Raw genomic sequence first — 20,189 nt, 5'->3', positions numbered from 1 at the left:
CTACGGGCGGTCGAGGCGCAGGCGGGCAGCTCGCGGGAGGCCTGCCACGACCAGGTCGTAGGAGTCCTCCACCAGCTCCCTGACCAGGCGGTCCGGGAGAGCGCCGGCGGGTCCGCCGGACACCGTCACCGTGTTCCAGTGGCGTTTGTTCATGTGCCAGCCCGGGACGACGAGGTCCGGGTGTGCGGCGCGCAGGCGGATCGCGTCGTCCGGGTCGCACTTGAGGTTGGCCTTGAGCGGGCGCGCGCCCAGGTCCGTCAGGGCGAACATCGCCCCAGCGCCTTGAAGACCGAGGTCTTCAACTTGCACCTAGACTCACATATGTGGCGAGAAGCCGAGCGAGCCTGTACGTACGCCTGTCTCGTCAGGCGACTGACAGCAACCTGTCCCTTGACGGCATGCGCGATGACCTCCGGGACCTCTGCCAGCGGGAGGCACTGACAGAGGTTGCCCTACACGTAGACGATGGTTTGTCCGGTGGGTACCGGGACCGCCCCGCCTTCGCCGAGTGGCTGGCCGATGCCCGCAGCGGACGGGCCGATGTGCTGCTGACATGGGCTGTGGACCGGCTCACCCGTGAAGGGCTGAACGTAGCTGCGCAACTGCTGGACGTAGTCGAGGGCAAGGACCCCGAAACCGGCCGACAGATCTCCCGCCCGGTCCGCTTGCTGGACATCAAGGGCCTGGACTCCGAGCACGGGGAGACGTTCCGGCTTCGCTTCGTGCTGCAAGCTGAGATTGCCCGCGCGGAGCGGGAGCGCATGCGGGAGCGCGCTAAGACAGCACACCGCCGACTGTCACAGGCTGGCCGGTACCGGGGCGGGGCTGCGCCTTACGGCTATCGCGCCGTGGATGCGCCGGACGGCAAGGGGAAGACACTGGAGATCGACCAGCGCGAGGCGGAAGCCATCCGTGAGTGCGTTGACCGGGTACTGAACGGCAACACCCTGAACCGTGTTGCCCGTTGGCTGAACGATCAGGGCTACAAGCCTCGCCGTGCGGCCCAATGGTCCCGTGCGGCTCTCGTCAGCGTGCTGGTGGGTGATGCCATCCTCGGACGCGTCTCGCGCGGCGGGAAGCCCGTACGCGACAGTGAAGGGGAGATCCTCGCGCCGTTCCCTGCCATCGTCACAGAGGCGGAATCAACGGCACTGCGAGCGGCATGCAACCCAGGCGGGGAGCGCAAGACGCCTATGGGTCGCCAGCCGTCGCGCCTACTGTCTGGCCTGCTCACGTGCTGGTCATGCGGAACGAAGCTCACCGTTTGGCGTCGCACCGGCAAGGCCGCCGCCTATCGCTGCGCTTCACGGTCTCAAGGGCTGCCGTGCGCCGGGAGCGCCACTGTCGGTGCCGAGACGATCGAGGAGCACGTAACGGCCCTGTACTTGGGGGAAGTTGGAGACATGCCGCTGCTGCATGAGCGGGTGATCGTGGAAGGCGTCGACGAGTTGACGGCCGTGGACGCTGACATTGCCGACATCATGGCTCAGGTAGCCACGCAGGCGACGGCTTCACTGTTCGAGCGGCTGACTGCACTACAGGCCCGACGGGCAGCATTGGAAAGCAAGCCGCCGACACAGCGCGTAGAGATCGTGGACACCGGCCAGACAATCGCTGAGTGGTGGGAGGGCGCACACCTTGACGACCGGCGGGACACGCTGGCCGGACACTTCGAACAGCTGACCTTGGAACCAGGCAAGCGTGGTCAGCGGACCTTCGACCCCGGCCGGTTGGCCGTGACGCTGACTCGCAAGCTGCCGGACCGTGCGGAGGTAGCCGAGATGGGCGCACGCGCCGGACAACACAAGGGCCGGCGGCTGGAGTACGACATGTAAGCGCCCCTGAGCAGCGCGCAGACACAACAGGGTCCGTCCTTACATCACGTCGGGGCGGGCCTTTCGCATGTCCGCCGACCGATGCCACCCCAGAGGCCTCAGAAGGGCCCTGAGTGCCCCTGTTGCGGCGTCGGCGTCCCTGGCCGGCCCCCCTCGCATCCGGCGAGCGCGGGAACGACCCGCAGAGCGGCGTACAGCGATCCGGGCCGATGGCACGTCGAGTGCTATTGCGACGTGTCCGGGTTGAAGGGGAACTCCTCCACCGCCGCGTTGAAGGACAGGCAGAGGGCGCGCAGCCGCTGCGGGGTCACTCCTGCGACTCCTCCTCGCCGGCCGGCGGCTTCGCCGGGCCCACCGGTTCCACCAGCACCGTCACGATCTTGTTCCGGCGTCCGGCCGCCGCCTCCGCCGTCAGGCGCAGCTCGCGGCCGTCCGGCAGTTCGACGACCGAGGACGCGCCCGCGATCGGCACCCGGCCCAGCCGCTTGGCGAGCAGTCCGCCGACGGTCTCCACGTCCTCGTCGTCGAACTCCTCGATCCCGTACAGCTCGCCGAGGTCCGTGATGTCGAGGCGCGCGGTGACCCGGTGGCGGCCCTCGCCGAGGTCCTCGACCGGGGGCAGTTCGCGGTCGTACTCGTCGGTGATCTCGCCGACGATCTCCTCGAGGATGTCCTCGATGGTGACGATGCCCGCGGTGCCGCCGTACTCGTCGACGGCGACGGCGACGTGGTTGCGCTCCTTCTGCATCTCGCGCAGCAGGTCGCCGGCGTTCTTGGTGTCGGGCACGAAGAACACGGGCCGCATCGCCGTGGACACCAGGTCGTTCTCCGCGTCGCGGCTGATGTGCGTCTTGCGGGCCAGGTCCTTGAGGTAGACGATCCCGACGATGTCGTCCTCGCTCTCGCCGGTCACCGGGATGCGGGAGAACCCGGAGCGCAGGGCGAGGGTCAGGGCCTGCCGGATGGTCTTGTACCGCTCGATGACCACCAGGTCGGTGCGCGGCACCATGACCTCCCGCACCAGGGTGTCGCCCAGCTCGAAGACGGAGTGCACCATGCGGCGCTCCTCGTCCTCGATCAGCGACTCCGCCTCCGCCAGGTCCACCAGCGCACGCAGTTCCGCCTCGGAGGCGAACGGGCCGTGCCGGAAGCCCTTGCCGGGGGTGAGGGCATTGCCGATGAGGATCAGCAGCGAGGGGATGGGGCCCATGACCCGCGCCAGCGGCACCAGCACGTACGCGGCGATCGTGGCCGTGTTCAGCGGGTGCTGGCGGCCGATGGTGCGCGGGGAGACGCCGACGGCGACGTACGACACGAGGACCATGATGGCGATGGCGATCAGCAGCGCCTCGGCCGTGCCGTCGAACTCGCGCAGGCTGCCGTAGGTGATCAGCGAGGCGGCGGACATCTCGCAGATGATGCGGACCAGCAGCGCCACGTTGAGGTAGCGGGTGGGGTCGGCGGCGATCCGGGCGAGCTTGGCGCTGCCCCGGCGGCCCGACCGTACGGCCTCCTCGGCGCGGAAGCTGGAGACGCGCGCGATGCCGGCCTCGGCGCAGGCGGCGAGCCAGGCCACGACGACGAGCGCGAGCGCCCCCAGGACGAGGGCGGCGCTCATGACACGGTCGGGGCCGGGGACGGGCCGGTGAGGCCCCTCTCCGCGCGCCAGCCGTCCACGATGGCGGCCTGGAGACCGAACATCTCGGCCTTCTCGTCCGGCTCCTCGTGGTCGTAGCCGAGCAGGTGCAGCACACCGTGGACGGTGAGCAGCTGCAGCTCCTCGTCCATGGTGTGCTTCGTGGGCGCCTCGGCGCCCTGCCTGGCGGCGACCTCGGGGCAGAGCACGATGTCGCCGAGGAGCCCCTGCGGGGGCTCGTCGTCGTCCTTGGACGGGGGCCGCAGCTCGTCCATGGGGAAGGACATGACGTCCGTGGGCCCGGGCAGGTCCATCCACTGGATGTGCAGCTGCTCCATGGCGCCCGCGTCCACCACGATCACCGAGAGCTCGGAGAGCGGGTGGATGCGCATCCGGGCCAGTGCGTAGCGGGCGATGTCGAGGATCGCCTGCTCGTCGACCTCGGTGCCGGACTCGTTGTTGACGTCGATCGACATCTGGTGCTCGGTCTACTTCCCCTTGTGGCCGGACCGGTTCCGGCCACCCTTGTGGGTGCCGTTCTCGGTGCCGTGCCGGCTGTCGTACTTCTCGTACGCGTCGACGATACGGCCCACCAGCTTGTGCCGGACGACGTCGTGGGACGACAGCCGGGAGAAGTGGACGTCGTCCACGCCCTCCAGGATGTCCTGGACCTGGCGCAGGCCGGACTTGGTGCCGTCGGGCAGGTCCACCTGCGTCACGTCACCCGTGATCACGATCTTCGAGTCGAAGCCGAGGCGGGTGAGGAACATCTTCATCTGTTCGGGGCTCGTGTTCTGGGCCTCGTCCAGGATGATGAAGGCGTCGTTGAGCGTGCGGCCGCGCATGTAAGCCAGCGGCGCGACCTCGATGGTGCCCGCGGCCATGAGCCGGGGGATCGAGTCGGGGTCGAGCATGTCGTGCAGCGCGTCGTACAGCGGGCGCAGGTACGGGTCGATCTTCTCGTAGAGCGTGCCCGGCAGGAAGCCGAGCCGCTCACCCGCCTCGACCGCCGGCCGGGTCAGGATGATGCGGTTGACCTGCTTGGACTGCAGGGCCTGCACCGCCTTCGCCATGGCCAGGTACGTCTTGCCGGTGCCGGCGGGGCCGATGCCGAAGACGATGGTGTGCTTGTCGATCGCGTCCACGTAGCGCTTCTGGTTGAGCGTCTTGGGGCGGATCGTGCGGCCGCGCGAGGACAGGATGTTCTGCGTGAGCACCTGGGCCGGGGTCTCCTGGCCGTCGCTCTCCCCGCTTTCGCTCGCCTTGAGCATGGCGATCGAGCGTTCCACTGCGTCCTCCGTCATCGGCTGCCCGGTGCGGAGCACCAGCATCATCTCGTCGAACACGCGCGAGATCAGGGCCACGTCCGTGGCGTCGCCGACCGCGCTGATCTCGTTGCCCCGGACGTGGATGTCGGCCCCCGGGAAGGCCTTCTCGATCACACGCAGGAGGGCGTCGCCGGAACCCAGCACGGTCACCATGGGGTGCTGGGCGGGGACGGTGAACTGCACTCTCGCCTGCCCCTGCGCGGGGGTGTGAGCTGTGGGTGTCTGAGTCATGGGCCGGCTCTGAGGCCTGCGGTTCCTCCTCGTCACGGCCGCGCAGCTGAGGGCGGCCTCGCGACTCCCAGGGTACGACGGCGGGGTGACAAGCCCGTAGGCCTTTTATCCGATCGGCGCGACCCCCGTGTCGAGCGGCACGTTCCTCACGCTCCTCTTCCGTGCCGGCTCACGCCGACCTGCGGAACCCGATCGTCGGGACGGCCCGCCGCAGCGGCCAGGGGCGCACCGCCTCCTCCGGGACGAGCCCGGCGAGGAAGCCGTACCGGCGCAGCGCGGAGGGCTCCTGGCCCTCGACGGACTGCACCCGGCGCCACCATCCGGCGATCTCCGCCCAGCCCGGCGCGGACAGCGAGCCGCCGAACTCCTGGACGGACAGCGCGGCCGTGAGCCCGGCGAAGGCGAGCCGGTCGGCCAGCGGCCAGCCGGCGAGGGAGCCGGTGACGAAGCCGGCGACGAACACGTCCCCCGCGCCGGTCGGGTCGAGCGCCTCCACCTCGATCGCCGGGACGGACGCGGTCTCCCCCGTCCGCCGGTCCACCGCGTACGCGCCGTCCGCGCCCAGCGTGACGACGACGACCGGGACGTGCTCGGCGAGGGCGTGGGCGGCGGCGCGCGGGGTGTCCGTGCCGGTGTAGCGCATCGCCTCCGCCGCGTTCGGCAGGAACGCCTCGCAGTACCGCAGGTCGTGCAGGCCGGCGAGGTCCCACGCCCCGGTGTCGTCCCAGCCGACGTCGCCGAAGATCCGGGTGCCCTTGCGGGCGGCCTGGGCGATCCAGGGGGCGCTGCGGCCGGGGGTGAGGGAGGCGACGGCGGCCCGGGCGCGGGGCGGGCAGTCGGGGGCGGGCTCCTCGGGGGGCGGCTCGTGGCCGTGGGAGACCATCGTGCGCTCGCCCTCGTACGCCATGGAGACGGTGACCGGGGAGTGCCAGCCGGGGACCGTGCGGGACGGGGAGAGGTCGATGCCCTCGCCCTGCTCCAGCGCGTCCCAGCAGTACTCGCCGTAGTGGTCGTCGCCGAAGGCCGCCGCGAGGGACGTGCGCAGGCCGAGGCGGGCCAGGGCGGTGGCCATGTTGGCCACGCCGCCCGGGCTCGACCCCATGCCGCGCGCCCAGGTCTCGGTGCCGCGCACGGGGGCGCAGTCGAGCCCGGTGAAGACGATGTCGAGGAAGACGGTGCCGGTCAGGTAGACGTCCCAGGCCGGGTCGTCCGGGCCGCGCAGGGCGGCCAGCGGGTCGATCTGGGCCGGGCAGGGCGGTCCCGCGACGGGTTCCCTCCCGGCTCTTCTGCCGGTCCTCTTCCCGGTGGACGCCATCACTGCGCTCCCTGACATGGTGCGGTTCCAGCCAGTGTGCACCACACCACCGACAGGGAGGCGGCCGTCACGCCGGGCCACTGCCCGGAGCGGTCACCAGCGGGGCACCGTGGGCTGCGCCCAGTCCGGGTCGGCGACCCGCATGGCGGCCGCGTCGTCGCGCTCGCGCAGCGCGCCGTCGTCGTCCAGCCACCTCCGGTGCAGGAACGCCAGCCGGTCGCGGTCGAGTTCCACGCCCAGTCCCGGCGCGTCGGACACACGGACCGTGCCGTCGACGAACGCCGGCCGTTCGGTGAGCACGTCCTCCGACTGCCAGGGGTAGTGGGAGTCGCAGGCGTGGTGCAGGTTGGGCACGGTGGACGCGACGTGCGTCATCGCGGCGAGGCTGATGCCGAGGTGGGTGTTGGAGTGCATGGAGACGCCGACGCCGAAGGTGCGGCAGATCGCCGCGAGGTGCTGGGTGTTGCGCAGCCCGCCCCAGTAGTGGTGGTCGGAGAGCACCACCTGCACGGCGTCCCGGGTGAACGCCTCCTTGATCTCGGCGAACGTCGTCACGCACATGTTCGTCGCGAGCGGCACGTGGGTGCCGGCCGCCACCTCCGCCATGGCCGACGTACCGAGGGCCGGGTCCTCCAGGTACTCCAGGACGTCCCCGAGCTCCTGCGCGACCTTCAGCGAGGTCTCCACGGACCAGGCGCCGTTGGGGTCGAGGCGCAGCGGGTGGCCGGGGAAGGCGGCGGCGAGGGCGCGGACGGCGGCGATCTCCTCCTCGGGCGGGAAGACGCCGCCCTTGAGCTTGAACGACGTGAAGCCGTACCGCTCCGTGAAACGGCGGGCCTGCTCCACCACCCCCGCCGGGTCGACGGCCGCGCCCCAGTCGTCCTTCTCCGCAGTGACGCCCTCGGGGTGCTCGGCCCACTTGTAGAACAGGTACGCGCTGTACTCGACGGCGTCGCGCACCTTGCCTCCGAGCAGGGCGTGCACGGGCAGGCCGAGGCTGTGGCCGAGCGCGTCGAGGCAGGCGACCTCCAGGGCGGAGAGCACGGACAGCCGCAGCTTGTCGGCGGTCTGCACGCCCCGCAGTCCGCCGACGTCGACCTGTCCGGAGACGCGGGCGGCGTCGACGGCGACCTCGTCGGCCTCGGCGAACAGCCGGTTCAGGTCGTCCACGCGGTGTCCGACGAGCCGGTCGGCGAGCGGGCGGGCCAGCTCCAGGTACTTGGTGTCGCCGTACGTCTCGCCGAGCCCGGTGATCCCGTCAGCGGTCACCACCTCCACGATCAGCCGGGGAGTGTACGGCTGGTGCACGCCCTGGGTGTTGAGCAGGGGCGGGTCGGCGACCAGGACCGGGGTGAGGCGGACCTCGGTGACGGTCAGGTCGCGGGAGGCGGATGCGGTCACAGGGCGGCTCCTACGAGGTCGAGTCCGGCGTCGAGCAGGGTCCTGAGGTCGGCGAGATCACGGGCGGACGGGTCGGTGAGCGGGGCGCGCACGGGCCCGACGGGACGGCCGCGCAGCCGGGCTGCCGCCTTCACCAGCGACACCGCGTATCCCGGGGCGCGGTCGCGCAGTTCGACGAACGGCACGTAGAAACCGCGCAGCAGCCGGTCGAGGGTGTCCGCGTCGCCGTCGCGGAGGGCGGTGAAGAAGGCGCCGGCGATCTCGGGCGCGAAGGCGTGCACGGCGGAGGAGTAGGCGGGGACGCCGACGGTGGCGTAGGCGCGGGCCTGGATCTCGGCGGTGGCGGCGCCGTTGAAGAACAGGAAGTCGTCGGGGGCGGCGAGGGTGAGGCGCTGCAGGCGGTCGAGGTCGCTGTGGCCGTCCTTGAGTCCGATGACGTTCGGCAGGGCGGCGATGCGGCGCAGCGAGTCGGCGGTGTAGGCGACCTGGCCACGCTGGTACGTGACGAGCGGCAGCGGGGTGCGGACGGCGAGCGCCTCGAGCTGGGCGACGAGGCCGTCCTGCGGGGCGGTGACCAGGTAGTGCGGCAGGACGAGGAGGGCGTCGGCGCCGGCGTCCTGCGCGATGCGCGCGAACCGGGCGGCCTGGGCCCAGCCGTAGCCGACGCCGGCGACGACGGGGACCCGTCCGGCGCTCTCCTCGACGGTGATCGCGACGACCTGGCGGTACTCGTCCTCGTCCAAGGAGAAGAACTCGCCGGTGCCGCAGGCGGGGAAGACGGCGCCGGGTCCGGCGGCGATCCGTTCCGCCACGTAGGCGCGGTGGCCGTCGGGGTCGAGAGCGCCGTCGTCGTGGAACGACGTGAGCGGGAAGGAGAGGACGCCGTGCGCCATGCCGTCCTTGAGGCGTCTCGCCACGGCGGCGCTGCCGTCTCCTTCGGTGCCGGGACTCACCCTCGCCCATCTCCCTATGTAGACGGCATCCACGTATGAGAACGAAGGCTAAAGGGGTGAGCGAGGGGCGTCAATGGGTTCGACGGGCGGCCGCGCGCCGAGGTCCGGGCAGGCAAAAGCGCGCTGCTACCCACCCTCCAAAACCCCCAAACGCAACAGTGATCTAGATCACAGCATCCTCGCTCCCGTTGCCCTGCCCCCGCTTGATACAAATTGCCCGCGCGTTCTCGTCCGTCGACGGTCGTCGCCCCCACCACCTCTTTTTCGCACCGTCCCTTTCGCACGCCCTGGGAACGCCCGTGTACGCCCCTCGCACCACCCCCTGGCCCCTCGTCGCCCTTTTCACGGCCGGGTACCTCGCCCCGTATCTGCTCCCGACCACCGTCGGGCGGCTGGAACGCGGCCTGGATCTGACGCCCACCCAGGCGGGGGGCGTCGGCAGTCTGCTGCTGCTCAGCTCGGCCACGGCCGGGTTCCTGCTGGCCTCCCGCGTGGAGCGGACCGGCGCGCGGACCCTGGCCCGGCTGGGCCTGCTCCTGGCCGCCGTCGGCTACGGCGGGGCCGCCCTCACCACCTCCGTCCCGGCCGTCGTCGCGGGCGCCGTCGTCGGCGGGTTCGGGTCGGGCACGGCCACCACGGTCGCGGCGACCCGGATCGCCGCGGAGAAGGACCCCCACCGGGCGTCCACGCTCGGTCTGCTGAGCGTGTCCGCGCTGGCCGGCGCGGTCTATCTGACGGTGCCGCGCCTGCCCGGGCACGGGCTCACTCTCGCCGCCATCGCCCTCACCGCGCTGGCGGTGTGGCCGCTGACTGCGGGGCTGCCGGGAGGTACGGCGGGACGTCCGGACACGGCCGGGGCCGCGGATGCCGAGGGTCCCGGCGCCGGGCGGCTGCCGTACCGGCGTTCGGGCATGGTGCTGGCCGGGGCGATGCTGCTGTGGTCGCTGGCGCAGAACGCGCTGTGGGGAGTCAGCGGGCGCATCGGCGTCGGGCAGGCGCATCTGTCCGAACCGACCGTCGGTGTCGTCTTCGCGGTCGCGCTGGGCGCGGGGCTGCTGGGCGTGCTGGGCGCGGGGGCGCTGGGGTCGCGGCTGGGGCGGGCGCTGCCCATCGGCGGCGGGACGGTGCTCATCGCGTGCTGCATCGCGCTGAGCGCTTCCGCGACCGGGCTGGGGAGTTTCGCCTTCGGGGAGATCGCCTGGAACACGTTCTATCCCGTTGTCCTGTCGTACCTGATCGGGCTGGCCGCCTCGCTGGATGCGCGGGGGCGGTGGGCCGTGCTGGTGGGGTCGGCGTCGTCGCTGGGGACTGCGGCGGGGCCGCTGACCGGGAGCGTGCTGTCGGCGCAGGCGGGGTTTCCGGTGATGGGGGCGGTGCTGGCGGCGGGGTTGCTGCTGGTCGCGGTGCCGATGACCGGGGTGGCGCTGCACGCGGGCGGGCGGGCGTTGCTGCCGGGGGCCGTGCGGAGGCGGGGCGGACATCCGGCGGCTGTCGTCGCGGCGACGACGGGAACTCCGTCCGGGGTGGTGCCGGAGGTGGGGGCGCCGGAGCAGCCGGTCGTGGAGATCACGCTGGACGCGGCCGCTGTGCCGGCGAGGGGGGCGTACGACACGGCGGCGGCTACGAGGGCGCCGGGGGGCATCTGAGGTACGTGAGGTCAGCCGCGGTCGGCTGGAGGGTGCCGCTGCGCCCACCCGTACCGCCCCAGCGGCACGAATGCCCGCAGCCGCGACGCCCCTCGGGGGCGCGGGGAACTGCGCGACCGGCCACCGACCACAGGCACCCGGCATCACAAGGTGTCGCAGCCCCCGCGAGGGACACAGCCGGCGGCGGAGGCGCCCCGCAGGGGCGCGGGGAACTGCGCGACCAGCCACCGACCACCCGCACCCGGCATCGAAGGTGTCGCAGCCCCCCTCGAAAAATACGACCGGCGGCAAAGGCGCCCCTCGGAGGCGCGGGGAACTGCGGGACCGGCCACCGCCTGCCGGCGGCTATGCGCGCCGCTTCGGGAGCGGGACCCGGTCCAGGTCCCTCGCCACCGTCAGATCCCCCTCGTACCCCGCCGCCCGCGCCTCGCGTTCGAACGCCGACGGGTCCGAATACCGCTGACTGAAGTGGGTCAGCACCAAGTGACGGACCCCCGCCTCGCGGGCGACCCCCGCCGCCTGGCCCGCCGTCAGGTGGCCGAACTCCACCGCCAGAGCCTCGTCCTCCTCGAGGAACGTCGACTCGATCACCAGCATGTCGGCACCCTCGGCCAGTTCATACACGCCCGCACACAGCCGCGTGTCCATCACGAACGCGAACCGCTGTCCGCGCCGGACCTCGCTGACGTCCTCCAGGGCGACCCCGTTGAACGAACCCTCGCGCTGGAGGCGGCCGACGTCCGGCCCGGAGATGCCGTGCGCGGCGAGACGGTCGGGCAGCATGCGGCGGCCGTCGGGTTCGACCAGCCGGTAGCCGTACGCCTCCACCGGGTGGGAGAGCCGGCGCGCCTCCAGCGTGTAGCCGGGGGTGCGGACGAGCGGGCCGTCGGTGTGGACGGGGGCCTCGAGGAGGGCGACGGTCTCGCGGTAGGCGGTCGCGTACCGGAGCCGGTCGAAGAACCGCTGCCCGGAGCGCGGGTAGTGCGCGCTGACCGGGTGCGGCACCTTGTCGAGGTTGATCCGCTGGATCACCCCGGCGAGCCCCAGCGAGTGGTCGCCGTGGAAGTGGGTGACGCAGATCCGGTCGATGTCGTGCGCGGCGACCCCGGCGCGCAGCATCTGCCGCTGGGTGCCCTCGCCGGGGTCGAAGAGGAAGCCTTCGCCGTCCCAGCGCAGCAGGTAGCCGTTGTGGTTGCGGTGCCGGGTGGGGACCTGGCTGGCGGTGCCGAGCACCACCAGTTCACGGACGGACAACGCGGCCTAGCCGGGGGGCCACTCGAGACCGCGTCCGCCCAGGACGTGGGCGTGCGCGTGCCACACGGTCTGGCCGGCGCCGCTGCCCGTGTTGAACACGATGCGGTAGCTCTCCAGCTTCTCCTGGTCCGCGACGCCCTGCGTCTCGCGCAGCACGTCCGCGGCGAGCTCGGGCGCCGCGGCGGCGAGCGCCGCGGCGTCCCTGTGATGCGCCTTCGGGATCACCAGGACATGGGTGGGCGCCTGGGGGTTGATGTCACGGAACGCGACGGTCGTGTCCGTCTCCCGCACGATCGTCGCCGGGATGGTGCCCGCGACGATCTTGCAGAACAGACAGTCGTCCTGGGGTTCCCCTGCCATACGCCCTCCTCGACCCGGTGATCTTCACTACCCAGGCATGCTACCGATCCCGCCGCGGGCCGTCGTCCCGCCCGCGCGCGGTCACGACAGCCGCGGCGGCGTCTTCGCCGGGGTCGACTCCAGCGCCTCCAGCGCCAGCCGTACCGCCTCGTCGAGCTGGACGTCCCGCCCGGCGGCGTGGTCCTGCGGGCGCTGGACGACCTCGACGTCCGGGTCGACGCCGTGGTTCTCGACGTCCCAGCCGTACCCCTCCAGCCAGAAGGCGTACTTGGGCTGGGTGACGAGCGTGCCGTCGACCAGCCGGTAGCGGCTGTCGATGCCGATGACGCCGCCCCAGGTGCGGGTGCCGACGACGGGGCCGATGCCGAGCGCCTTGATCGCCGCGTTGACGATGTCGCCGTCGGAGCCGGAGAACTCGTTGGCGACGGCGACGACGGGTCCCCGGGGCGCGTCGCGCGGGTAGCTCTCGGCGCGCATGCCGCGCGGCAGGTCCCAGCCGACGATCCGCCGGGCCAGCTTCTCCACCACGAGCTGCGAGGTGTGGCCGCCGCGGTTCTCCCGCACGTCCACGACCAGACCTTCGCGCAGCACCTCCACGCGCAGGTCGCGGTGGATCTGCGCCCAGCCGGGCGCCTGCATGTCGGGGACGTGGATGTAACCGAGCCGGCCGCCGGACTTCTCCAGCACGTACGCCCGCCGGTCGGCGACCCACGCGTGGTAGCGCAGGGGTTCCTCGTCGGCGAGCGGTACGACGACGGCGTGCCGCGGCTCGCCCCCGCCGGCCGGTGACACGGTCAGCTCGACGGGCTTGCCCGCCGTCCCCACCAGCAGCGGCGCCGGGCCGGTGACCGGGTCGACGGGCTGTCCGGCGACGGCGACGATCGCGTCACCGGGGCGGATCGCGACGCCGGGCGCGGCGAGCGGGGAGCGTGCCTCCGGGTCGGAGGTCTCGGCGGGCAGGATGCGGTCCACGCGCCAGCTGCCGTCCTCGTGCCGGGAGATGTCCGCGCCGAGGAGTCCCTGTCGGGGGCCGCCGCCGTAGCCGCCGCGGGGGGTGACGTAGGCGTGCGAGGTGCCGAGTTCGCCGTGCACCTCCCACAGCAGGTCCACCAGGTCGTCGTGGGTGGCGAGCCGGTCCAGGACGGGCCGGTAGCGGTCCAGCACCCCGTCCCAGTCGACGCCGCTCATGTCGGGACGCCAGAAGTTGTCCCGCATGATGCGGCCGTTCTCGTCGAACATCTGCCGCCACTCGGCGGACGGGTCGACGAACTGCCGCACCCGCGCCAGGTCGACGGTGATGTTGCTGTCGCTGTCGTCGTCGGAGGAGGCGCGCCGGTCGCTGGGCACGACCTTGAGCCGCCCGTCGGTCCACAGCAGGACCCGCTTGCCGTCGCCGCTGACCTCGAAGTGGTCGGCGTCCACGGCGAGGTGCTCGATGCGCTGCTGGGCGAGGTCGTAGCGCTCCAGGTCGGTCTTGGGATCCGGGTCGTCGGGCGTGGCCCGGGACGCGCCGAGCACGCCGCGCACCGGGTGGCGCAGCCACAGCACGCCGTCCTTGGCGGCGCGCAGGTTGCTGTAGCGGGCGGCCTCGACCGGGAACGGCACGATGCGGTCGGCGAGCCCGTCGAGGTCGATACGGGTGGTGGGGGTGCCCTCGCTGTCGGGGGTCTCGTCCCGGTCGGGGGTCTCGAAGGGCCGCCCGTGCCGCTGCGGCCCGAACGGCGACGGCGTGGCCGCCGCCAGCGTGATCAGGTAGGGCCGTACGCCCTCGACGAAGGCCAGGTCGAAGACGTGCTCGTCGTAGACCGGGTCGAAGGAGCGGGTGGACAGGAACGCGAGGTGCTTGCCGTCGAGGGTGAAGGCGGGCGCGTAGTCCTGGAAGCGCAGCGGGGTCGCCTCGGTGACCGACAGGTCGGTGGTGTGGGCGAGCTTGATCTGGCTGAGCGGGCGCGGGCCGGGGTGGGACCAGGCGAGCCAGCCGGAGTCGGGCGAGAAGACCAGCCCGGAGACGTCGCCGTCCTCGCTGCGGTCGACCTCGCGGACCTCGCCGGTCTCCCGCTCGACGAGCAGGAGGCGGCCGTCGTGCGAGGCGATCGCGGCGCGGCTGCCGTCGGGGGCCATCGCCAGCTCCACGACCCTGCCGAGCTGTCCGGCGGCCAGGCGGCGCGGGGTGGCGCCGGGGGCCGGTCCGGTGGCGGGGGCGAACTCCAGGGCGTCGTCGCCCTCGGCGTCCGTCACCCACACCACCCATTCCTCGCCGTCCGCGCGGAAGGTGCGCGGGCGCCGGGCGCGGACGCCCGGGGTGGCGGCGAGGGCGCGGGCGGGGCCGGAGCGGTGGGTGACCCAGTGGACGGTGCCGCGCACGCACACGGCGCTGCCGCGCGCGGTGTGGTCGGGGGACGCGGAGCCGAACCATCGGGCCGCGTTCACCGGGAACGGCTGCAGGTCGACGCGCTGGCCGCCGAGCCGTACGTCGAGCCGGCGCGGCTCGGCCGTGTCGAGGTCGTCGAGGATCCACAGCTCGCCCGCGCTGGACCAGACGACGCGGGTGCCGTCGGTGGCCGCGTGGCGGGCGTAGAAGCCTCCCCCACTTTCGGCTTCGCTCGAGCGGGAGGCGCCCCCGAGCGGTGTGTGCCGCCGCAGGTCGGAGCCGTCGGCGAGGGACGAGTACAGCGCGCCCGTGCCCTCGTGGTCGGAGAGGAACGCGATCCTCCCCCACTCTCGGCTGCGCTCGAGCGGGGGGACCCCCATCCCCACCCACAGCGGGTACTCGATGTTCCCGTCGAGGTCCTCGTGCAGCCGGACGAACTCGCCGTCGCCCTCCCGGTCGATCCACAGCTTGCCCGCGGTGCCGCCCCGGTACCGCTTCCAGGCGGCGGCCTCGCGGCCCATCGTCGCGGACAGCAGCACCGTGTGCGGCCCCGCGGCGACGTCGCCGACCGGCCCGTACGGCAGGGTCTCGGCGGGTCCGCCGTCGAGCGGCACGGCGCGCGCCCAGGTGCGGCGCAGACTGGCCTGGCCGTGCGTGGTCAGCGCGAGGACCCTGCCGTCCGCGGTCCAGCCGCGGACCTGGGTCCTCATGCTGCCCCAGTGGGTGAGCCGGCGGGCGGGTCCGCCGTCGACGGGGGCGACGTGCACCTCGGGGACGCCGTCGCGGGTGGAGGTCCAGGCGACGGTGGCGCCGTCCGGGGAGATCCGTGGGTGGTTCACCGGCACGTTGTCCGCGCTGACCCGCCAGGCGCGGCCGCCGTCGAGCGGGGCGAGCCACACGTCGTCCTCGGCGGTGAAGGCGACCAACTCGCCGTGCAGGTGCGGGAAACGGAGGTATGCGCTGGATGCGACCGATGCAGGCTGTGTCACCCGATCACCCTATGGGCGCGCGTGCGGTCCGGCCAGGGGTTCCGATCACTTGCCCTCGACGGGGCGACAGTTCGGGTACTGGTCGCACCACACGGTCGTGGTGACGGTCACCGTGACGGTGGGCCGCGGTCCCTGCTGCGTCGGTTCGCCCACGCGGGGCGGGCTCTTGGAGTCGCAGTCGCCCAGTCCCTCGACGCGGAACACCTGCCGGCCGTCCACCTTCGCGGTGATGTCCCCGCGGATGCAGGCGTTGTTGACGGCGTGGGTGACCCGTCCGGTGACGGTGATCTCCTTGCCGCCCTCGGTCTCGCCCTCGCAGTCGACGGAGGCGGCGGTCGCCTCCGACGCCGGCGACGCCGACCGGTCCCGGTCCCCGAAGGACGCGGTGCAGGTGAGCCAGCGGACCTTGTCCTTCTGCCGGTTGAGTTCCTTGGTCACGGTCCCGTCGGTGGTGATCGCCACGGCGGCGGAACTGAGGCTGCCGCCCTCGCAGGCGGTCGCGCCGGCGGCCGCGGCCACGGCGAACACGACGACGGCGGTGTGCCGCCGCCAACGCCGCCCTTTCGGGACCCACTTCGTCGCCCCCATGCACGGCAGCGTGCCATCGCCGCCGGCGCGGCGGTAGGGCGCATTGGGCCACGTGTGGCGACCGCCCTGGGGGCCGCGCCCCCGGACCCTCGGCGGGAGACCAGGAAATTCAGCCCCTCCGGCGTTCGAGGAGCGAGGTCCGGGGCGGAGCCCCGGGGCGTCAGGACCAGCGCCCGGTCCGCCCCAGCAGCAGCGCGGCAGCGGCCGTACCCGCCGTGGACGTCCGCAGCACGCTCCTCCCGAGGCGGTACGCCCGGGCCCCCACGCTCTCGAAGAGCTCCAACTCCTCGGGGGACACCCCGCCTTCGGGCCCGACGACCAGCACGATGTCCCCGGACTCCGGCAACGGAGCCGAAGCCAACGGCTCCGTCCCACTCTCGTGCAGCACCGCCGCGAACTCCGCTTCGGCGAGAACCGAAGCAACCCCCTTGCTCGTCGCCGCGTCCGCCACCTCCGGGAACCGCACCCGGCGCGACTGCTTGCCCGCCTCCCGGGCGGTGGCCCGCCACTTGGCGAGGGACTTCACGCCCCGCTCGCCCTTCCACTGCGTGATGCACCGCGACGCCGCCCACGGCACGATCGCGTCGACGCCGACCTCGGTCATGGTCTCCACGGCCAGCTCGCCCCGGTCGCCCTTGGGCAGCGCCTGCACGACGGTCAGCCGGGGCGTCTCCGCCGGCTCCTCGACGACCTCCCCGAGCCGGACGATCAGCCGGTCCTTGCCCTCGGCGCCCTCCACCTCGCCGGGGGCCCAGCGGCCCGCTCCGTCGGTGAGGACGACCTCCTCGCCGGCCCGCAGCCGCTTCACGGCGACGGCGTGCCGGCCCTCGGGACCGCCAAGGACGTAACGGCCGGTACCGCCGGTGTCGAAGTCGTCGACGACGAACACGGGCGCGGTCATCGGGCACCTCCCGCCGACAACGCTGTCCGGGCGGAGGCCAGTTCGGCGACCAGAACCTCCACCAGCTGCCCCGCGGGCAGCTCACGGGCCATCCGATGGCCCTGCCCCGCCCACAGCGCGAGCCCCTGCGCGTCCCCCGCCTTCGCGGCGGCCTTCCGCAGCGGCGCGGTGAGGTGGTGGACCTGCGGGTAGGCGGCGGGCGCGTACGGGCCGTGCTCGCGGACGAAGCGGTTGACCAGGGCGCGCGCCGGGCGGCCGCTGAAGGCGCGGGTGAGCTCGGTGCGGGCGAAGAGGGGATTGGTGAGGGCCTGCTTGTGCAGGGCGTGCGCGCCGGACTCATGGGCGGCGACGAAGGCCGTGCCCAGCTGGGCCGCCCTCGCGCCGGCCGCGCACACGGCGGCGATCTGGCCGCCGCGCATGATGCCGCCGGCGGCGACGATCGGGATGCCCACGGACTCGCGGACCTGGGCGACGAGGGACAGCAGTCCGATGCCGCTGCCGTCGGTCTCGAGGAGGTCCCGGTGGGTGCCCTGGTGGCCGCCGGCCTCGACGCCCTGGGCGATCACCACGTCGGCGCCGGCCCGTTCCACGGCGCGGGCCTCCTCGGCGGTCGTCGCGGTGACGAAGGTGAGGCTGCCGACGCGGTGCAGCGAGTCGATCACCTCGCGGGCCGGGACGCCGAAGTGGAACGACACGACCGGCACGGGGTTGTCGAGCAGCACGGCGAGCTTGGCGTCGTAGCCGTCGTCGCGGCCGCTCTCGGGGTCGCCCAGCTCGGTCTCGTACCAGGAGGCCTCGCCGGCCAGCTGGTGGGCGTAGACGTCGACGGCGGCGGGGTCGGCCGTCTCCGGCTGGGGCAGGAAGAGGTTGACGCCGAAGGGGCGGGAGGTGAGTCCCCGCAGCTGCTTGATCTCCTGGTACATCCCGTCCGCCGTCTTGTACCCGGCGGCCAGGAAACCGAGCCCGCCCGCGTCGGACACGGCGGCGGCGAGCTGCGGCACCGACACGCCGCCCGCCATGGGCGCCTGCACGATCGGGTGCGGGAAGAGATCGGTCAGTACGGAGGACATGACCGCATGTTGTCACGTCCCCCGACCAACTCCGAATCGACCCTTCCCCTTGGCATAAGCCACTTTTCGCCGGGCCGCCGACCACGCCGGCGGCCCTCGGCGAGGGGCGGGGTCAGCGCCCCTCGAACGGCCGCTCAGCGCCCGTTGAACGCGTCCTTGAGCCGCGAGAACAGGCCCTGCTGACCGGGCTGGAACTGCCCCGTCGGCCGTTCCTCGCCGCGCAGCTTCGCCAGCTCGCGGAGCAGCCGCTCCTGCTCCGGGTCCAGCTTGGTCGGGGTCTGCACCTCGACGTGGACGATGAGGTCGCCCCGGCCGCCGCCGCGCAGATGCGTGACGCCCCGGCCGTGCAGCGGGATCGACTGGCCGGACTGGGTGCCGGGCCGGATGTCGACCTCCTCCATGCCGTCCAGCGTCTCCAGCGGCACCTTGGTGCCGAGCGCCGCCGCGGTCATCGGGATGGTGACCGTGCAGTGCAGGTCGTCCCCGCGCCGCTGGAACGTCGGGTGGGGCAGCTCGTGGATCTCCACGTACAGGTCGCCGGCGGGGCCGCCGCCGGGGCCGACCTCGCCCTCGCCGGCCAGCTGGATCCGCGTGCCGTTGTCGACGCCGGCCGGGATCTTGACCGTGAGCGTGCGGCGGGAGCGGACCCGGCCGTCGCCCGCGCACTCCGGGCAGGGCGTGGGCACCACCGTGCCGAAGCCCTGGCACTGGGGGCAGGGCCGCGAGGTCATGACCTGTCCCAGGAAGGACCGGGTGACCTGCGAGACCTCACCGCGGCCGCGGCACATGTCACACGTCTGGGCGGACGTGCCAGGGGCCGCGCCCTCGCCGTTGCAGGTGTTGCAGACGACGGCCGTGTCGACCTGGATGTCCTTGGTCGTGCCGAAGGCGGCCTCGTCCAGCTCCACCTCGATCCGGATCATGGCGTCCTGGCCGCGGCGTGTGCGCGAGCGCGGTCCGCGCTGCGACGCCGTGCCGAAGAACGCGTCCATGATGTCGGAGAAGTTGCCGAAGCCCCCGGCCCCGAAGCCGCCCGCGCCGCCGGCGCCGCCGGACTGCGAGAGCGGGTCGCCGCCGAGGTCGTAGACCTGCTTCTTCTGCGGGTCCGACAGCACCTCGTAGGCGGCGTTGATCTCCTTGAACCGCTCCTGGGTCTTCGGATCCGGATTGACGTCCGGATGCAGCTCGCGGGCGAGCCGCCGGAAGGCCTTCTTGATCTCTTCCTGCGACGCGTCGCGGCGTACGCCGAGTACGGCGTAGTAGTCCGTGGCCACCTATGACTCCGCCAGGATCTGTCCGACGTACCGTGCCACTGCGCGTACCGCTCCCATCGTTCCGGGGTAGTCCATGCGGGTCGGTCCGACCACGCCGAGCTTGGCGACAGCCTCGCCGCCCGAACCGTAGCCGACCGACACGACGGACGTGGAGTTGAGTCCTTCGTGGGCGTTCTCGTGACCGATCCGTACGGTCACACCCGGATCCTTCGCCTCGCCGAGCAGCTTGAGGAGCACGACCTGCTCCTCGAGCGCCTCCAGGACGGGCCGGATCGTGAGGGGGAAGTCGTGCCCGAAGCGGGTGAGGTTGGCGGTACCGCCGATCATCAGCCGCTCCTCGTTCTCCTCGACGAGCGTCTCCAGGAGAGTGGAGAGCACCGTGGAGACCGTACCGCGGTCGTCGGCCTCGAACGCCTCCGGGAGGTCCTCCACCAGACTCGGCACATCGGCGAACCGGCGGCCCGCGACCCGGCTGTTGAGCCGCGCCCGCAGGTCGGCCAGGGACGCCTCGCCGAACGGCGCGGGGCAGTCGACCATGCGCTGCTCGACCCGGCCGGTGTCGGTGATCAGCACCAGCATCAGCCGCGCCGGGGCGAGGGACAGCAACTCCACGTGCCGCACCGTCGAACGGGTCAGCGAGGGGTACTGCACCACGGCGACCTGCCGGGTGAGCTGCGCGAGCAGCCGCACCGTGCGGGCCACCACGTCGTCGAGGTCGACGGCGCCCTCGAGGAAGTTCTGGATGGCCCGCCGCTCGGGCGGGCTCATCGGCTTGACGCCGGCCAGCTTGTCGACGAACAGCCGGTAGCCCTTGTCGGTGGGGATGCGCCCGGCGCTGGTGTGGGGCTGGGCGATGAAGCCCTCCTCCTCCAGGGCCGCCATGTCGTTGCGCACGGTGGCCGGGGAGACGCCGAGCTTGTGCCGCTCGGTGAGGGCCTTCGACCCGACGGGCTCCTCGGTGCCCACGTAGTCCTGGACGATCGCGCGCAACACCTGGAGCCTGCGTTCACTGAGCATCGCGCACACCTCCAGCTGGC

16 protein-coding genes and 1 pseudogene are annotated in these 20,189 nt (G+C 72.7%); 2 read left to right on the top strand and 15 right to left on the bottom strand.

Annotation, left to right across the window (positions count from 1 at the left end; all coding sequences use genetic code 11):
* A pseudogene (locus ACQY0Z_RS12820) lies at positions 1-293 on the bottom strand (MmcQ/YjbR family DNA-binding protein); the annotation flags it as partial.
* 30 nt (positions 294-323) lie between these two features.
* Between ACQY0Z_RS12820 and ACQY0Z_RS12815 the strand changes: the two are divergent.
* Positions 324-1,835 (top strand): recombinase family protein, encoded by a 1,512-nt coding sequence (locus ACQY0Z_RS12815; RefSeq protein WP_439812286.1) that lies wholly within the window; start codon positions 324-326, stop codon positions 1,833-1,835.
* A 307-nt stretch (positions 1,836-2,142) separates the two neighbouring features.
* Here ACQY0Z_RS12815 and ACQY0Z_RS12810 read toward each other — a convergent pair whose 3' ends face one another.
* The 6 genes from ACQY0Z_RS12810 to ACQY0Z_RS12785 all read right to left on the bottom strand — a co-directional run bounded on the left by ACQY0Z_RS12810 (position 2,143) and on the right by ACQY0Z_RS12785 (position 8,639).
* Entirely contained in the window at positions 2,143-3,453 is a 1,311-nt protein-coding gene (locus ACQY0Z_RS12810) for a hemolysin family protein (protein ID WP_189901813.1), read from the bottom strand.
* Positions 3,450-3,947: an rRNA maturation RNase YbeY gene (gene ybeY, locus ACQY0Z_RS12805; RefSeq protein ID WP_189901815.1), complete on the bottom strand. Its 498-nt coding sequence runs from the start codon at positions 3,945-3,947 to the stop codon at positions 3,450-3,452. Before ybeY ends, ACQY0Z_RS12810 begins: the two co-directional genes overlap by 4 nt.
* 12 nt (positions 3,948-3,959) lie before the next feature.
* The gene (locus tag ACQY0Z_RS12800; RefSeq protein ID WP_189901817.1) at positions 3,960-5,030 is read right to left on the bottom strand and encodes a PhoH family protein; all 1,071 of its coding nucleotides are present in this window, start codon (positions 5,028-5,030) and stop codon (positions 3,960-3,962) included.
* Positions 5,031-5,199: 169 nt separating this feature from the next.
* Complete coding sequence (locus ACQY0Z_RS12795; RefSeq protein ID WP_381728011.1) at positions 5,200-6,345, bottom strand: carbohydrate kinase family protein; 1,146 nt, start codon at positions 6,343-6,345, stop codon at positions 5,200-5,202.
* A gap of 93 nt (positions 6,346-6,438) precedes the next feature.
* Positions 6,439-7,746 (bottom strand): glucarate dehydratase family protein, encoded by a 1,308-nt coding sequence (locus ACQY0Z_RS12790; RefSeq protein WP_439812285.1) that lies wholly within the window; start codon positions 7,744-7,746, stop codon positions 6,439-6,441.
* Positions 7,743-8,639: a 5-dehydro-4-deoxyglucarate dehydratase gene (locus tag ACQY0Z_RS12785; protein ID WP_439813360.1), complete on the bottom strand. Its 897-nt coding sequence runs from the start codon at positions 8,637-8,639 to the stop codon at positions 7,743-7,745. Before ACQY0Z_RS12785 ends, ACQY0Z_RS12790 begins: the two co-directional genes overlap by 4 nt.
* 359 nt (positions 8,640-8,998) lie before the next feature.
* Here ACQY0Z_RS12785 and ACQY0Z_RS12780 point away from each other — a divergent pair, with 359 nt between their 5' ends.
* Entirely contained in the window at positions 8,999-10,345 is a 1,347-nt protein-coding gene (locus ACQY0Z_RS12780) for an MFS transporter (protein WP_439812284.1), read from the top strand.
* A 345-nt stretch (positions 10,346-10,690) separates the two neighbouring features.
* Here the strand turns inward: ACQY0Z_RS12780 and ACQY0Z_RS12775 are convergent, their stop codons facing one another.
* From ACQY0Z_RS12775 to hrcA, 8 genes are all read right to left on the bottom strand, one after another.
* A complete protein-coding gene (locus ACQY0Z_RS12775) occupies positions 10,691-11,599 on the bottom strand; it encodes a ribonuclease Z (protein WP_347226175.1) in 909 nt (302 codons plus the stop codon).
* Between the two features lie 6 nt (positions 11,600-11,605).
* Positions 11,606-11,959 carry a histidine triad nucleotide-binding protein gene (locus ACQY0Z_RS12770; RefSeq protein WP_254588194.1) on the bottom strand — a complete coding sequence of 118 codons (354 nt, stop codon included), beginning with the start codon at positions 11,957-11,959 and terminating at the stop codon, positions 11,606-11,608.
* A gap of 81 nt (positions 11,960-12,040) precedes the next feature.
* Positions 12,041-15,256, bottom strand: coding sequence for a S41 family peptidase (locus ACQY0Z_RS12765; protein WP_439813359.1), 3,216 nt, complete (start codon positions 15,254-15,256; stop codon positions 12,041-12,043).
* Between the two features lie 108 nt (positions 15,257-15,364).
* A complete protein-coding gene (locus ACQY0Z_RS12760; protein ID WP_439812283.1) occupies positions 15,365-15,907 on the bottom strand; it encodes a hypothetical protein in 543 nt (180 codons plus the stop codon).
* A 160-nt stretch (positions 15,908-16,067) separates the two neighbouring features.
* Entirely contained in the window at positions 16,068-16,808 is a 741-nt protein-coding gene (locus tag ACQY0Z_RS12755; protein ID WP_439812282.1) for a 16S rRNA (uracil(1498)-N(3))-methyltransferase, read from the bottom strand.
* The gene (locus ACQY0Z_RS12750) at positions 16,805-17,878 is read right to left on the bottom strand and encodes a nitronate monooxygenase (RefSeq protein WP_439812281.1); all 1,074 of its coding nucleotides are present in this window, start codon (positions 17,876-17,878) and stop codon (positions 16,805-16,807) included. The genes ACQY0Z_RS12755 and ACQY0Z_RS12750 overlap by 4 nt, the downstream gene beginning before the upstream one ends.
* A gap of 134 nt (positions 17,879-18,012) precedes the next feature.
* The gene (dnaJ, locus tag ACQY0Z_RS12745; protein ID WP_019523140.1) at positions 18,013-19,152 is read right to left on the bottom strand and encodes a molecular chaperone DnaJ; all 1,140 of its coding nucleotides are present in this window, start codon (positions 19,150-19,152) and stop codon (positions 18,013-18,015) included.
* Positions 19,153-20,169, bottom strand: a complete 1,017-nt coding sequence (gene hrcA / locus ACQY0Z_RS12740; RefSeq protein ID WP_254588199.1) for a heat-inducible transcriptional repressor HrcA — start codon at positions 20,167-20,169, stop codon at positions 19,153-19,155.
* Positions 20,170-20,189: the final 20 nt, after the last annotated feature.

Source organism: Streptomyces sp. P9-2 (assembly GCF_051903975.1).
GTDB classification, from domain to species: Bacteria; Actinomycetota; Actinomycetes; order Streptomycetales; family Streptomycetaceae; genus Streptomyces; species Streptomyces cellulosae.
Note: the sequence above shows the minus strand (reverse complement) of the source record. Positions and strands in the feature narration are given on the sequence as shown.

Coding starts and splice junctions, on each gene's coding strand:
- ACQY0Z_RS12810 (WP_189901813.1), bottom strand. CDS start 3,453: ATGAGCGCCGCCCTCGTCCTGGGGGCGCTCGCGCTCGTCGTCGTGGCC.
- ybeY (WP_189901815.1), bottom strand. CDS start 3,947: ATGTCGATCGACGTCAACAACGAGTCCGGCACCGAGGTCGACGAGCAG.
- ACQY0Z_RS12800 (WP_189901817.1), bottom strand. CDS start 5,030: ATGACTCAGACACCCACAGCTCACACCCCCGCGCAGGGGCAGGCGAGA.
- ACQY0Z_RS12795 (WP_381728011.1), bottom strand. CDS start 6,345: ATGGCGTCCACCGGGAAGAGGACCGGCAGAAGAGCCGGGAGGGAACCC.
- ACQY0Z_RS12785 (WP_439813360.1), bottom strand. CDS start 8,639: ATGGCGCACGGCGTCCTCTCCTTCCCGCTCACGTCGTTCCACGACGAC.
- ACQY0Z_RS12770 (WP_254588194.1), bottom strand. CDS start 11,959: ATGGCAGGGGAACCCCAGGACGACTGTCTGTTCTGCAAGATCGTCGCG.
- ACQY0Z_RS12760 (WP_439812283.1), bottom strand. CDS start 15,907: ATGGGGGCGACGAAGTGGGTCCCGAAAGGGCGGCGTTGGCGGCGGCAC.
- ACQY0Z_RS12755 (WP_439812282.1), bottom strand. CDS start 16,808: ATGACCGCGCCCGTGTTCGTCGTCGACGACTTCGACACCGGCGGTACC.
- ACQY0Z_RS12750 (WP_439812281.1), bottom strand. CDS start 17,878: ATGTCCTCCGTACTGACCGATCTCTTCCCGCACCCGATCGTGCAGGCG.
- hrcA (WP_254588199.1), bottom strand. CDS start 20,169: ATGCTCAGTGAACGCAGGCTCCAGGTGTTGCGCGCGATCGTCCAGGAC.